The sequence below is a fragment of the Hydrotalea sp. GW822-HT8A01 genome (assembly GCF_058798575.1).
The window spans coordinates 299,213-313,175 of record NZ_CM179506.1 but is presented as its reverse complement, the minus strand read 5'-3'; the positions used below and the strand labels follow the sequence as shown (position 1 = coordinate 313,175).

General features: G+C 37.3%; 13 protein-coding genes. 8 read left to right on the top strand and 5 right to left on the bottom strand.

The features are described from left to right. Window positions 1-87: 87 nt before the first annotated feature. The gene (dnaB, locus tag AC3QLY_RS01395) at window positions 88-1,653 is read right to left on the bottom strand and encodes a replicative DNA helicase (RefSeq protein ID WP_288072557.1); all 1,566 of its coding nucleotides are present in this window, start codon (window positions 1,651-1,653) and stop codon (window positions 88-90) included. Window positions 1,654-2,196: 543 nt separating this feature from the next. Between dnaB and pheT the strand changes: the two genes are divergently transcribed. From pheT to gatA, 7 genes are all read left to right on the top strand, one after another. Beyond that, window positions 2,197-4,620: a phenylalanine--tRNA ligase subunit beta gene (pheT, locus tag AC3QLY_RS01390; RefSeq protein WP_492990343.1), complete on the top strand. Its 2,424-nt coding sequence runs from the start codon at window positions 2,197-2,199 to the stop codon at window positions 4,618-4,620. 8 nt (window positions 4,621-4,628) lie between these two features. Continuing rightward, window positions 4,629-4,919 (top strand): hypothetical protein, encoded by a 291-nt coding sequence (locus AC3QLY_RS01385; protein WP_074420391.1) that lies wholly within the window; start codon window positions 4,629-4,631, stop codon window positions 4,917-4,919. 1 nt (window position 4,920) lies between these two features. After that, entirely contained in the window at window positions 4,921-5,250 is a 330-nt protein-coding gene (locus AC3QLY_RS01380; RefSeq protein WP_074419569.1) for a cell division protein ZapA, read from the top strand. 122 nt (window positions 5,251-5,372) lie between these two features. Continuing rightward, window positions 5,373-6,938: a ribonuclease Y gene (gene rny, locus AC3QLY_RS01375; protein WP_074419570.1), complete on the top strand. Its 1,566-nt coding sequence runs from the start codon at window positions 5,373-5,375 to the stop codon at window positions 6,936-6,938. Window positions 6,939-7,007: 69 nt separating this feature from the next. Further along, window positions 7,008-7,358: a 50S ribosomal protein L19 gene (gene rplS, locus AC3QLY_RS01370; protein ID WP_068247541.1), complete on the top strand. Its 351-nt coding sequence runs from the start codon at window positions 7,008-7,010 to the stop codon at window positions 7,356-7,358. Between the two features lie 132 nt (window positions 7,359-7,490). Next, window positions 7,491-7,685 carry a Sec-independent protein translocase subunit TatA/TatB gene (locus tag AC3QLY_RS01365; RefSeq protein ID WP_068247538.1) on the top strand — a complete coding sequence of 65 codons (195 nt, stop codon included), beginning with the start codon at window positions 7,491-7,493 and terminating at the stop codon, window positions 7,683-7,685. A gap of 29 nt (window positions 7,686-7,714) precedes the next feature. Continuing rightward, window positions 7,715-9,166, top strand: a complete 1,452-nt coding sequence (gatA, locus tag AC3QLY_RS01360) for an Asp-tRNA(Asn)/Glu-tRNA(Gln) amidotransferase subunit GatA (RefSeq protein ID WP_218330550.1) — start codon at window positions 7,715-7,717, stop codon at window positions 9,164-9,166. Here gatA and AC3QLY_RS01355 read toward each other — a convergent pair. Further along, window positions 9,129-9,425, bottom strand: a complete 297-nt coding sequence (locus AC3QLY_RS01355; RefSeq protein WP_492990339.1) for a hypothetical protein — start codon at window positions 9,423-9,425, stop codon at window positions 9,129-9,131. The two genes, gatA and AC3QLY_RS01355, sit on opposite strands and share 38 nt — an antisense overlap. 44 nt (window positions 9,426-9,469) lie before the next feature. Here AC3QLY_RS01355 and AC3QLY_RS01350 point away from each other — a divergent pair, with 44 nt between their 5' ends. Then, complete coding sequence (locus AC3QLY_RS01350; protein WP_288072544.1) at window positions 9,470-10,243, top strand: lytic transglycosylase domain-containing protein; 774 nt, start codon at window positions 9,470-9,472, stop codon at window positions 10,241-10,243. Here the strand turns inward: AC3QLY_RS01350 and AC3QLY_RS01345 are convergent. The 3 genes from AC3QLY_RS01345 to AC3QLY_RS01335 all read right to left on the bottom strand — a co-directional run bounded on the left by AC3QLY_RS01345 (window position 10,203) and on the right by AC3QLY_RS01335 (window position 13,288). Then, window positions 10,203-11,519 carry an anthranilate synthase component I family protein gene (locus AC3QLY_RS01345; RefSeq protein ID WP_288072543.1) on the bottom strand — a complete coding sequence of 439 codons (1,317 nt, stop codon included), beginning with the start codon at window positions 11,517-11,519 and terminating at the stop codon, window positions 10,203-10,205. The two genes, AC3QLY_RS01350 and AC3QLY_RS01345, sit on opposite strands and share 41 nt — an antisense overlap. 24 nt (window positions 11,520-11,543) lie before the next feature. After that, complete coding sequence (locus AC3QLY_RS01340) at window positions 11,544-11,963, bottom strand: hypothetical protein (RefSeq protein WP_074419575.1); 420 nt, start codon at window positions 11,961-11,963, stop codon at window positions 11,544-11,546. A 62-nt stretch (window positions 11,964-12,025) separates the two neighbouring features. Further along, a complete protein-coding gene (locus AC3QLY_RS01335; RefSeq protein WP_074420393.1) occupies window positions 12,026-13,288 on the bottom strand; it encodes an adenylosuccinate synthase in 1,263 nt (420 codons plus the stop codon). Between the last annotated feature and the right edge of the window lie 675 nt (window positions 13,289-13,963).

Here is a 13,963-nt window from a genome sequence, read left to right as displayed (position 1 = left end):
AGGACAAATTTTTGGGTTGAGTCAATACAAAAAAGGCGCTTCAAATGGGGTGCCTCTTTTTTTATGTCAACAATTTTAGCTGTGTGATTAGAAAGGTGGTTCTTCAAAACCTTCGTCAAAATCGCCCCCGTTCATTTTACTACCTTTTTGAATATATAATTTACCGCCATCATTACCACTACCGGGTGGAGGAACAGCACCGGGTTTTAATTGTTTCCAGTTACCACGTTGAAAGCCAGACTCATCCACTTCTTCAAATTTTTGAATTTCCAACAGGGCTTTTAATTTAATGGTTTCTAATGAACCATTTCTATGTTTGGCAATTCTGATATGCGTTTCACCTTTTGTGCTTTCGCCCATTTCGTTTGCGCCAATTTCATAATATTCGGGCCTGTAAATAAACATTACCATATCTGCATCTTGCTCAATGGCACCCGATTCTCTCAAATCGCTTAGCTGTGGCATTTTGCTTTCTTTTCTGGTTTCTACGGCACGGCTTAACTGTGAAAGGGCAATAATGGGAATGCCCAGCTCTTTGGCCAATGCTTTTAGGTTACGTGAAATGGTGCTGATTTCCTGTTCGCGGTTCCCATTTCTATCGCCAGTACCGCTCATTAACTGTAGGTAGTCAATAATAATTAAACCTACATTGTGTTTGTTCACTAATCGTCTTGCTTTGGCTCTAAATTCAAAAATATTGAGTGCTGCCGTATCATCTATAAACAATGGTGCTTTCTCTAATCGTTTAATACCTTTGGTATGCAATTGCTGGTATTCGTAGTCTTCTAATTTACCTCTGGAAATTTTTTCAATTGGTATTTCACTTTCAGCACTTAAAATACGTTGTACCAATTGTGAAGCACTCATCTCAAGGCTAAAGAAACCAACCCCAACCGGTTTAATGGGGTTTAAAGCGGCATTACGGGCAAGGTTTAATGCAAATGCTGTTTTACCTACAGATGGTCTGGCTGCCAGAATAATTAAATCGGTTGATTGCCAACCGTAGGTAATGCGATCCAATGAGTTAAAGCCGCTGGGTACGCCGGAAATATCTTCTTTTCTGGTTCTTAACTCATCAATTCTGTTAATGGTTTTGGCTAATACATTACCAATATCTTCAAAATTCTTTTTGAGGTAATTATTGGTGATGTTAAACATTTTGGTTTCACTATCATCCAGCAAATCAAATACATCAGTGCTGTCTTCATAAGCATCACCAATAATTTCGCCACTGATTCTAATTAATTCGCGTTGAATAAATTTTTGCAAAATAATACGGGCATGGGCGTCAATATGCGCTGTACTAACTACTGCATTGGTTAATTTAGTAATGAAATAAGGGCCTCCAACTATTTCTAATTGTTCTTTCTTTTTCAATTCTTCCACCACCGTTAAAATATCGATGGGCACACCACGCTGCTGCATATCTTGCATGGCAGTAAAAATGATTTGATGTGCTTCTACATAAAAACATTCGGGTTTAAGATTGGTATCTATTAAACTGTCGAAAGCACTTTTTTCCAGCATAATGGCACCCAACACTGCTTCTTCTAATTCTCTGGCCTGTGGGGGTATTTTGCCAAATACCATGGTGCTTAAATCGGCAGTGGTTTTTCTTCTTTTTTTATCTCTGTTAATGTTAGAAATCTCCATAATAATGGGCCATTTGAAATTGTAAAACAGTTTGTTTTCCGCCTGCTTGAAACAGGATAGCTATGTTAAGAAATTGTTACCTGGGCAAGTAGGGTTGCGAATATAATGGTTGAAAATCGTTCCCGCCCTATTTTCAGACTTTAATTTTTATCCTTTTTCGTCCACATTTCATTCACAGTATAATTGTGCTTATACACACAAATTTCGGGGTTATTCCACAGTTTTTTGTAGTATGTGCACAAAAAACAATTTTTCCGTACTGGAAATGAACATGGCTTGTGTATAAAGAAAAACAGCCGAAAAATTGGTGTATTGCTACTTATTTTGTAATTGCCAAAAACATAGTAGTGCTACAAAAATATCTGTGTAAGCAGGGTAACATTTGTCTTTGTTAAATGTAAGTCAGCTTTTGTAAAAAAAATTAATAGCTGCAAAATGCTGAACCTAATTACCGAGAATGCTAAAACCGGTTTTAAAAGTTTAAGTTGCCGGCTGCAACAAGTATATTTGCGCTTATTACACAGCAAATTAATTTAAGGATATATGACGATTAGTTATAACTGGTTGAGTAAGTATTTACCCAAAACAATTGAACCGGAAAAACTTTCTGCAATATTAACTTCTATAGGGCTTGAAGTAGAAAAATTTTCAAAATTTGAAACAGTACCAGGCGGATTGCAGGGTATTATTACAGGGGAGGTACTAACCTGCGAGCAGCATCCCAATGCCGATAAATTAAAATTAACTACCGTAAATATTGGTGCCGGGCATCCTTTACAAATTGTTTGTGGTGCACAAAATGTAGCAGCCGGGCAAAAAGTAGTGATAGCTCCTGTAGGTACTACCATCTATCCTGTAAATGCCACCCCGATAACCATGAAAGTAGCTAAAATTCGTGGTGTTGAAAGCCAGGGTATGATTTGTGCCGAAGATGAAATTGGTATAGGTACCAGCCACGCAGGCATTATTGTATTGCCACATGATGCCGTTCCAGGTGCACCGGTTGCTGATTTCTTTCAGCCTTATAGTGATATTGTTTTTGAAATTGGACTAACCCCCAACCGCATGGATGCCATGAGCCATTTGGGTGTTGCAAAAGATGTATGTGCGTATTTAAGTCACCATCAAAAAAAAGAAGTAAAAGTTAAACTACCATTCAATAATTCGTTTAAGCCGGATGAAAAATCATTACCTATTGCTGTAACCATTGAAAATGAATCAGCATGTCCACGCTATAGTGGTGTTACCATCAGCGGTGTTAAAGTTGGCCCATCGCCCCAGTGGTTAAAAGACAGCTTACAGTCAATTGGCATCCGTTCTATTAATAATGTGGTAGATATTACCAATTTTATATTACACGAAACCGGACAACCATTACATGCATTTGATGTAAAGGCCATTCAGGGTAAAGCCATTATTGTAAAAACCTTACCGGAGAATACCGCTTTTATTACGTTGGATGGAAAGGAGAGGAAATTGCATGCATCTGATTTAATGATTTGCAATGGAGCCGGTGAACCCATGTGCATAGCCGGTGTATTTGGCGGTGCCGCCAGTGGTGTTTCGGAAACAACTACTAATATTTTTATAGAGAGTGCCTGCTTTAATGCCACATACATCCGTAAAACATCACTCACTCATCAGTTACGCACTGATGCAGCCATCCGCTTTGAAAAAGGAATTGATATATCCAATACTGTTCAGGTGTTAAAAAGAGCTGCTTTGTTAATAAAAGAAATAGCCGGAGGCAGCATCAGTTCTGATATTGTAGATGTATATCCGCAACCCGCAGTAAAAAAGGAAATTACCATTAAATACCATTATTTAAAAAAGTTAAGTGGTAAAAATTATCATCCAGATACCGTTAAAAGAATATTAACAGCACTTGGTTTTGAAGTGTTAAAAGAGGGGATTGATGAACTATGGATATCCGTTCCATTTAATAAGCCAGATATTAGCCTGCCGGCCGATATAGTAGAAGAAGTGTTGCGAATTGATGGGTTGGATAATATAGATATTCCCACTTCCATCACCATTTCGCCGTCTATTGAAACTTTGGGTTTAAAAGAACAGCTTCGCGAAAAAATTGCTCACTATTTGGCCGGGCTGGGATACCATGAAATTGTTACCAATTCTATTACCAATAGCCGCTACTTTACCGCTGAAGTATTACAGCATACCGTGCAAATGATGAATAACCTGAGTGCCGAATTAGATGTAATGCGCCCCGGCATGTTAGAAACCGGCCTGGAAATTATATCCTATAACATCAACAGAAAAAGCAACCGGCTTCGTTTATTTGAGTTTGGTAAAATCTATGCTACAGAAGGAGTGGGGAAATACGTGGAAACAGAACATCTGTCATTATACTTAACCGGAAAATTATTAGAGGATAACTGGAAACTGCAAACCAAACCTGCCGATTTTTTTGAAGCTAAGGGCATTGCACGGGCTATTATGCAATGGTGCGGCATTGCAGAGGTACAGTGGAAAGCAACAGAGGGCACCCATGCCAAATTGAAAATTTGCGTTGGTAAAAAACAAATTGGGATTGTTGAAATGGTGCCGCCTTCATTCACCGAACGATTTGATATAAAACAAACCGTACTTTTTATTGATATAGATTTTGGCGCATTACTGGCATTAAAGAAAAATGCGGCTATTATTTATAAAGAAGTACCAAAATTCCCTGCCGTACAACGCGATTTGGCTATGATTGTTCCTGTTAATACCACCTATCAATTATTGGAAAGCATTGTAAATAAAATGAAGTTGCTCCGTTTGCAGCAAATGAATTTATTTGATGTGTTTGAAAATGAAAAATTGGGAAAAGATAAAAAATCAATGGCTATTAATTTTACTTTTTTAGATGAAGAAAAAACATTGACCGATAAAGAGATTGACAGTATGATGCAGTCTTTGATGCAGGCATTTGAAACAGAGGCCAATGCTATTATCAGAAAATAAACACCAGTATGCAGGAGTTAAGCCAACAAATAAGCCGGATACAGCAAAAAATGCAGGATTTGTGGCTGTATGCACAAAAGTTAGCCAAAGAAAACCAGCAATTAAAACAGGAATTGCACGAAGCCAATACAGCTAAAATGGAATTAACACAAAAAATTGAACAGTTAGAACAGTCAAAAGCTGCATTGCAAATAGGAGTAGATACCTGGAATGATGCAGATAAAAAAGAATTAGCCACCAAAGTAAACAGCTATCTCAAAGAAATTGAGCATTGGCTGGCTGTATTAAAATCTGCCTGAAATGGAGCAACTCATTACCGTAAATATTATTATTGCTGATAGGAATTACCGAATCAAAATTCATCCCGATGATGAAGCAGTGCTGCGTAAGACCGTAAAAATTATTAATGAAAAAATAAAAGAATATAAACAGGCTTTTGCAGGGAAAGATATGCAGGATTATGTAGCTATGGTTTTACTGTGGCTGGCAACCGAACAAACCCAAATGCCCCTGCCCATCATGGCCGAAGAACAAACCATTATGGAATCATTACAGCAATTAGAAGCCATGATTGACGGGTATTTAAACCAAAGCGCTCATGAACCTATAAAATCATTCATAAAGAAGTGATTATAGGTTCGCCATCACTCACTTAATTTATTTATCTTCGCAAATTAACTTCACTAAAATTATCCATTTGATAGTTAGAGGAAGCAAAATGACAGCGTTTAATTTAAAAAATATCAAACAAAATGGACCAAACAGTTATATACATTATAATTGGTTTACTTGCTTTAATTGCAGGTGTACTTGCGGGTAAGTTATTATTCTCGAAAAATACCAAAAGCAAATTAGAAGAAGCCAATTTTCAGGCACAATCTATTTTGAAAGAAGCCGAGCTGAAAGCCGAAAATATTAAAAAAGAAAAATTATTAGAGGTCAAAGAAAAATTTGTTCAGCTAAAATCAGAATACGATAAAGACGTGCTGGAGCGTAACCGAAAATTAGGCGAAGCTGAAGCACGTATCAAACAAAAAGAAATTGCCATCAATCAAAAAGAACAGGCTTTAGATAAGCAATTGAAAGAAAATGAAGTGATTAAAGCCAATTTAAACAGGCAGATTGAGGTGGTAAATCAAAAACGTACCGAACTGGAAAAACACCAGGAGGAACACATCCGCCGTTTAGAAAAAATTGCTGCCTTATCAGCTGAAGAGGCAAAGGCACAATTAATTGAAAGCCTGAAATCAGAAGCCCAAACACAGGCATTGGGTTTGCAGCAGGAAATTATTGAAGAAGCTCGCTTAAAAGCCAATAAAGAAGCTCGCAAAATTGTTATTCAATCCATACAACGCACTGCTGCCGAGCAAACCATTGAAAATACAGTTTCTGTATTTAATTTGGAATCAGACGAAATTAAAGGACAGATTATTGGTCGCGAAGGCAGAAATATCCGGGCTATTGAGGCTGCAACTGGGGTTGATTTAATTGTTGATGATACGCCGGAAGCAATTGTATTATCATCTTACGATCCGTTAAGAAGAGAAATTGCCCGCTTAAGTTTACAACGCCTAATTGCCGACGGCCGTATTCACCCCGCACGTATTGAAGAAGTGGTTGAAAAAACCCGTCGTCAGTTAGAAGAGCAAATTATTGAAATTGGTGAAAGGACAGTCATTGAATTAGGCATTCATGGGTTGCATAAAGAATTAGTTCGGATAGTGGGGAAAATGCGTTTTCGCTCATCCTATGGCCAAAACCTGCTGATGCATAGCAGGGAAACAGCCAATTTATGTGCCATTATGGCCAGCGAATTAGGGCTGAACCCCAAATTGGCAAAACGGGCAGGGTTGTTACACGATATTGGTAAAGTGCCCGACGAAGAAACCGAACTAAGCCACGCATTACTGGGTGCCAAATTAGCCGAGAAATATGGCGAAAACCCTGCAGTAGTGAATGCCATTGGTGCCCACCACGATGAAATGGAAATGTTGTATGTTATTTCTCCTATTGTACAGGCTTGTGATGCTATTAGTGGCGCACGCCCGGGCGCACGCCGCGAAATGATGCAGCAATACATTCAGCGGATTAAAGACCTTGAAAATCTGGCTCAGGCATATCCCGGTGTGGAAAAGGCTTATGCCATACAAGCCGGAAGAGAGCTACGGGTAATTGTAGAGGCCGATAAAGTGTCTGATGGTGATAGTGATAAATTAAGCTTTGAAATAGCCCAAAAAATACAAACCGAAATGACGTATCCCGGGCAAATAAAAGTAACCGTTATCCGCGAAAAAAGGGCCATTAATGTAGCCAGATAAATTATTTATAAATTCTGGTTTGAAATTTAAAATTTTCTGTTACCTTTGCCGTCCGCAAAAATTAAAGTTATGAGCGAAGCAGTTCAATTCGTACACGAGCAGTTAATTGCCAAAAAAGAATATCCCAAATTTAAAAGTGGTGATAATATTACCGTTAACTATAAAATTGTAGAAGGTGGTAAAGAGCGTATTCAGAGTTTTCGTGGTGATGTGTTAAAAATGCAGGGCACAGGTGCTACTGCAACTTTTACTGTACGCAAAATTTCTGATGGGGTAGGTGTGGAAAGATTGTTCCCTTTCTTCTCTCCCAATATCGATTCCATTGTTTTAAACAAAAAAGGAAAAGTACGCAGAGCTAAATTGTTCTATTTAAGAGAACGTAGCGGTAAAAGTGCCCGTATTAAAGAAAAACGTTTCTAGTCAAATTATTCAAATATTTAAGCGGGAGTTGTTAAACTTCCGCTTTTTTATGCAGTCTTAATCCCTCTATTTGATAACTTAATGTTTGGTACAATAATTTGTACTAACTTTACCTTCTTAAATCAATTTTTTATGGCTAATTTAGGAATGCCCGAACTGATTATTATTTTAATTGCAATCCTGGTATTATTCGGTGGAAAAAAAATACCGGAATTTATGCGTGGTTTGGGAAAAGGTATTCGTGAGTTTAATGATGCAAAAGACAATGTAAAAAGAGAACTTCAGGAAGGAATGAAAGAAAAAGACTCTGAAACTGCTGCAAAGTAATTATTAACCACCAATATCTGTAACGGGTTTTGTTTACATTTACCACTATTGCTCAATACCACAATGATTTATTGAATGGCACTACTACTTGTGTGGAGGCTGTTCAACATTATTTGGACAATATTGGCAAAAAATCTTCCCTTAACGCATTTATAGAAGTTTATGAAAAAGAAGCGCTTGACCGCGCTTCCTTTTTAGATTCTGAACGAATGGCAGGCAAAACAATGAGTCATTTACATGGGGTAGTGGTTGCATTGAAAGATGTAATTTGTTACTGCAATCATACTGTTACTGCAGGCTCACTCATTCTAAATAATTTTTCCTCACTATATTCCGCTACTGCAGTTGAACGATTAATTGAAGCAGGTGCCATTATTATAGGTCGCAATAATTGCGATGAATTTGCCATGGGCAGTACCAATGAAAATTCAGCTTATGGCCCTGTTCAAAATGCTGCAGATATTACCAAAGTACCCGGTGGTTCTTCCGGTGGTTCTGCTGTAGCCGTTCAGGCAGATATGTGTATGGTAAGTCTGGGAAGTGATACCGGAGGCTCTGTACGCCAGCCGGCCGATTGGTGTGGGATTGTTGGGTTTAAACCTACCTACGGCCGAATTTCAAGGCATGGGTTAATTGCTTATGCTTCATCCTTTGATCAGATTGGTATTTTTTCCAAACATTTGCAAGATACTGCAAGGGTGCTTGAAGTAATTGCAGGAGAAGATGCCTACGATAGTACTGTTTCTGCAGAACCTGTTCCGGCCTACAGTGATCTGTTGCAAAAAAGCAGTATAAGCAGTCGACAGGAACCTTTTAAAATTGCCTATTTTAAAGAAGCGCTGGAACATCCGGGTTTAGATCCTGAAATAGCAAAGGCGTTCCACCAGTATGTTGAGAAGCTACGTTTACAGGGTCACATTATAGAGCCGGTTGATTTCCCTTTACTAAAATATGTGGTACCTACTTACTATGTTTTAACTACTGCAGAAGCTTCCAGTAACTTATCACGTTACGATGGGGTAAAATATGGCTATCGGGCAGATTTGGCAGCACAGGATGACCTGACTGCATTATATAAAAAATCACGCAGCCAGGGTTTCGGAAAAGAAGTGCAACGTCGTATTCTATTGGGTACTTTTGTATTAAGTGCCGGTTATTATGATGCCTATTTTAGTAAAGCACAGCAACTCAGACGTTTATTAGTTGAACAAAATGACCATATTTTTGAGCATTATCAGGCTATCATTTCACCCACCGTACCGGGTACAGCCTTCAAGATAGGTGAAAAGAGAAACAATCCTGTAGAAATGTATTTGGCTGATATATACACTGTATATGCCAATTTAGTGGGTATTCCCGGCGTATCTTTGCCTTTGTTTCAACACAGCAATGGTTTGCCCTTTGGTATGCAGGTAATGATGCCCCAATTTAAAGAAACCGAACTTATGGTATTGGGTAATTACCTTTCGCATTTGAATTAATTGTTGCTATAAATTTTATCACCAACATTGGTTTAAGTATCCTGCAATATGAATCAGTGTATCCGGAAAATAAAGCAACATTATTGTTACCCGTTGCTACTGTTTTGTATATTGTGTAATCCGATAAATACACTTGCAGCAAATCCTTCTCATTTGTTCGATACTGTTGTAACACCGGTGAATACTTTTCAAACCCTGTTGCAAATACCTTCTGGTCATGCTTTTGTGAATATTCCACTTCCTCATCAAATGGTTTCATTTTACAGTGAGTACTGTGAAAAGCAAAGCAAAGAACTACTGCTGATGAAGTTTTGGGCTAAGCCCTATTTTGATTTGTATGACCATATTTTGAGTGCTAACGGAGTACCAATTACGTTGAAATACCTGAGTGTAATTGAGAGTCATTTACAACCCAATCTTGTATCATGGGCCGGAGCAGTAGGACCCTGGCAGTTAATGCCCTATGAAGCACAACGGTTTGGCTTGAAAAATAATAAATATGTAGATGAACGAACTGATTTTATTAAAAGTACTGAAGTTGCTGCCAAATTATTAAAAGAGTTGTATGCCGAATTTGGAGATTGGCTTCTGGTAGTTGCTGCCTATAATGGTGGGGTAGGAAGAGTAAAGCAGGCTATTGAAAAAGCAAAAAGCAAAAGCTTTTGGGATATACAATATTTTTTGCCTGAAGAAACCCGTAATCACGTAAAAAAATATATTGCTACCCATTATATATTTGAAAATAACGGAGGAGTAACTACCTTAACTGCCCAAGAGGTGCAGCAATATTTTAATGTACCTGCTGAACAGCGAACTGCAATCACCAGTGCCGATAGTACCCTTTGTTCTGTAGAAATAAGTGGGCGGTACAATGCTGCATTAATTTGTAAACAGCTTCAAATATTACCTGCTTATTTTAACCAGCTGAATCCGGGATTTGCAGCGCAACTGGCATCCGGAAAAAAATATATTATGTATTTGCCTAAAGAGAAAAAAAATTTGTTTGAAGCAACGAAACAACAAATTCTGGAACAATCTATTCAGCAGTTGTTACTGGGTAGCCCGGTCGCGTATTAAACAACGCAGCCATAGCAGATGCTTTTAATAAACATTCTTCATATTCCTGTTCGGGTACACTACCCGCAGTAATACCACTGCCTACGGCATAACTGAGTAGTTGCTGTTGTGTATCGTATTGCAAACTTCTTATTACCACATTAAAATCAAAATCTTTTTCAGGAGTAAAATAGCCCACACTGCCGGCATATAAACCTCTATTAAAACATTCATATTGTTCAGTTAACTGCATCACCCTTTCTTTAGGTGCACCTGTCATGGAACCCATTGGGAAAGTAGCCTTTAAAATTTCGGTGAATGTAAGGTTGTTTTTTAATTGTCCGGTAATGGTACTAATCATTTGATGTACTTGGGGATAGGTATAAATGCCAAATAATTCCGTAACACTAACTGTACCGGCTTTGCATATACGGCTGAAATCGTTTCTTACCAAATCAACAATCATCACATTCTCGCTTCGTTCTTTGGCTGATTGAAGCAGGTTTTGTTTCAAGGCCTCATCTATTGCAGGAATATTGGTATTTCTGGCAATAGTGCCTTTAATGGGTGATGAAAATAACAGGTTTCCTTTTTTTAACAAATATCGCTCGGGGCTGGAGCAAAGCAGGTATAAATGTTGTAGCTTATAAAATGCGCCAAAAGGTGCAGGCGATACCTTGCTTAATACACGATATGCTGCAAATGGGTCTATTTGTGCATTGGGAGCTATCCATTCCTGGCAATAATTAATTTCATAACAATCGCCACGGTGTATGTGCTGTAATAACTGTTCAATAATGTTGCAATAGGTTTCTTTTGAAATACCCGGGATGAAATGTGCAGTTTGTTGAACCGGTATTGTGTAAGATGCCGGCATGGATTGTATCTGATTAAAAATATCATCCGGATTTGAGGTGGCAGAATGGATACTTAGTGTGGCATTCTGTATGGTACAAACCACTTCAGGTTGAAAAAAATAAAATTCAGGAAAAGGTATAGTGGCTTTTTGGTCTGAATTAAAACCTTTAAAAAGTTGGTTCTTTAAATTGTAATTCAAATGTCCAAATATCCAGTCGTTACGTTCTGCTAACCAGTAATCTATGTCAGCAATGACACTATTTTTACCGGTTTCTGAAACAATTCCGGCTGCAGCCAGCATTTCAAAATTATGTTGGGCGTGCTGGTATTGGTGATTATCAAAAAAACAACAAACAGCATACTGATTGAGCCAGTGTATTATTTGTTGTTTTATGAGTTTCGGATCATTAATCCGATAGTATTTTGTAATTCTGTTCACAGCATCTTTTTAGGAATAGACGCCTTAAAAATCGTCATCTTCCTCAAAGTCATCCTTATCATCAAATAAGTCAAATTCTTTAAAATCTTCATCAATTTTAAAGTCATCTTCATCTGTATTACCCTTTTTTTTGCCGCCTGCTACTTTTTTGCCGGCAGATTTGGGAATGTCAAATTCATCGAAGTCGGGATCCCAATCATCTTCTTCTTCGGGTTTATCCCAATCATCTTCTACATCATCTTCTAAATCGTCATCATCCTCATCAATGTTTTTTTTCTTTGATGTGGAGGCTGCTGATTTTTTAGGTTTAATGATATCTTCATCATCTTCTAAATCATCATCCTCTTCTTCAAATTTCTTTTTAGAAGAAGTTTTCTTGCTCCCTGTATCTGGTAATTTTTTACTGGGTTCGGATTTTTTATCCTTATCAGATCTTGCTGCCATATTCTAATAAGATTAATTGCTGTAAAATTTCAAATCAATTTTATACCAACCAAATTTTTTTTTTACAGAGTTATAATTTGTTCACGTTCAGGGCCATTTGAAACAAATTTAACCGGTGCCCCAATATACTGATTGATAAACGCAATGTAGGTAGACATATTTTCTGGTAAAGCTGCTGCATCCTTCATTTTTGTAATATCGGTGTTCCAACCTTTAAAATGGCGATACAGCGGGGTAATTTGTTCCTGCATCATTTGAAAAGGTACTTCATCTGTTTGTTTGCCATTTATTTCATAAGCAGTACAGGCTTGTAAATCAGTAAAACTATCCAGTACATCTGATTTGGTCATTACCACTTTTGTAACACCATTAATCATGCATGCATAGCGCAGGGCAACCAGATCAATCCAGCCGCAGCGGCGTGGCCTGCCGGTAGTAGCGCCAAATTCGTTGCCTATTTTTCTTAACAGTTCACCATTTTCATCTTGTAATTCAGTGGGGAAAGGCCCACTGCCCACCCTTGTGCAATAGGCTTTGGTAACGCCATACACTTCATTAATTTGGCGGGGTGCTACACCCAATCCGGTACAAACTCCGGCAGAAATGGTGCTGGAAGAGGTAACAAATGGGAAAGTGCCAAAATCAATATCCAGCATACTGCCTTGGGCACCTTCGGCCAGTACTTTTTTACCTTGTGCAATCTGATGATTAATAAAATATTCACCATTTACAATATTCAGGGTTTTCAAAAATTCAAGGGCTTCAAAAAATTCTTCTTCCCAGGATGAGATGTCTTCATTAAAATTAAAATTATCTAAAAGTTTTTGATGTTTCAGGCGCAGTTTAATGTATTGGCTGGTAAAATTTTTGTGAAATAAATCGCCCACTCTTATGGCATTTCTTCCTGTTTTATCCATATATGCAGGGCCAATGCCTTTTAAGGTAGAACCAATTTTGCTATCGCCTTTTTGCATTTCACTGGCTTTGTCTAAGGCACGATGTGTAGGAAGGATTAAGTTGGTGCGTTGCGATATAAATAAATTTTTTCTGTAATCAATTCCAAACGAGGCCACTATATCACATTCTTTTTTAAGTATAACGGGGTCTAAAACCACACCATTGCCAATGATGTTCACTGCATTTTGATGAAAAATACCCGATGGAATTTGGTGTAGAACTACTTTTTTGCCATTTACATACAAAGTGTGGCCGGCATTTGGGCCGCCCTGAAAACGGGCTACCACATCGTAATGTGGCGCAAAATAATCTACAATTTTTCCTTTGCCTTCATCACCCCATTGTAAACCTAAAATTACGTCAACCATATTTTACTGATTTATGATGCCGCAAATGTAAGTGATGGATGCTATGAATAGGAAAAAGAAGTTGATTAAATATTTTTTGGGAAATACTCCTGATGGAAGGCTTTCTTTCAAATTTCCTAAAAGGGTTAATTAGTCTTACTGCTTTTTACGTGCAATTTCTCTATCAGTTTGTTTTCAGATTTCATTTTGTAAAAATATTAAAAACATATAGCATCCATTTAAATACAATTAATTCAAGTATTATCTATTTGCAAATTTTTAATTTTTTTAGCTGATTATTATTGTTTAAGGTTTTATATGTAAATCTCCTATTGTTTTTATATATTGTATTATAAATTAATTTATATATGTAAAAACAATAAAATTTAAATCAATGTTCATTCATACAATTCCTAAATTGCTATGATAAATAATGCAGAAAATAAGATTGCATTTGAGTTGTAAAAAATATACAAACAATTTGTATTTTAAAAGACTTGCCTCAAAAATATGTGGTACTGAAGTTAAATAAAAGAGAAATTAATTTGAGTAATAATATTGAGCACGGTAGCAGCCATCTTGCCGTATATGTTATTGTATTGTATTTTATTTAAATATATTTGTATATCAGTAAAGAAAATTATTACATTTAATCCTGAATAATTCAGCAAGAAATGAAACCATTTTTTACAACAT

Bases quoted from the DNA above. Each gene is read 5' to 3' on its own strand.
- dnaB (WP_288072557.1), bottom strand. From the start codon at position 1,653: ATGGAGATTTCTAACATTAACAGAGATAAAAAAAGAAGAAAAACCACT.
- pheT (WP_492990343.1), top strand. From the start codon at position 2,197: ATGACGATTAGTTATAACTGGTTGAGTAAGTATTTACCCAAAACAATT.
- AC3QLY_RS01385 (WP_074420391.1), top strand. From the start codon at position 4,629: ATGCAGGAGTTAAGCCAACAAATAAGCCGGATACAGCAAAAAATGCAG.
- AC3QLY_RS01380 (WP_074419569.1), top strand. From the start codon at position 4,921: ATGGAGCAACTCATTACCGTAAATATTATTATTGCTGATAGGAATTAC.
- rny (WP_074419570.1), top strand. From the start codon at position 5,373: ATGGACCAAACAGTTATATACATTATAATTGGTTTACTTGCTTTAATT.
- rplS (WP_068247541.1), top strand. From the start codon at position 7,008: ATGAGCGAAGCAGTTCAATTCGTACACGAGCAGTTAATTGCCAAAAAA.
- AC3QLY_RS01365 (WP_068247538.1), top strand. From the start codon at position 7,491: ATGGCTAATTTAGGAATGCCCGAACTGATTATTATTTTAATTGCAATC.
- AC3QLY_RS01355 (WP_492990339.1), bottom strand. From the start codon at position 9,425: ATGAAACCATTTGATGAGGAAGTGGAATATTCACAAAAGCATGACCAG.
- AC3QLY_RS01350 (WP_288072544.1), top strand. From the start codon at position 9,470: ATGAAGTTTTGGGCTAAGCCCTATTTTGATTTGTATGACCATATTTTG.
- AC3QLY_RS01340 (WP_074419575.1), bottom strand. From the start codon at position 11,963: ATGGCAGCAAGATCTGATAAGGATAAAAAATCCGAACCCAGTAAAAAA.
- AC3QLY_RS01335 (WP_074420393.1), bottom strand. From the start codon at position 13,288: ATGGTTGACGTAATTTTAGGTTTACAATGGGGTGATGAAGGCAAAGGA.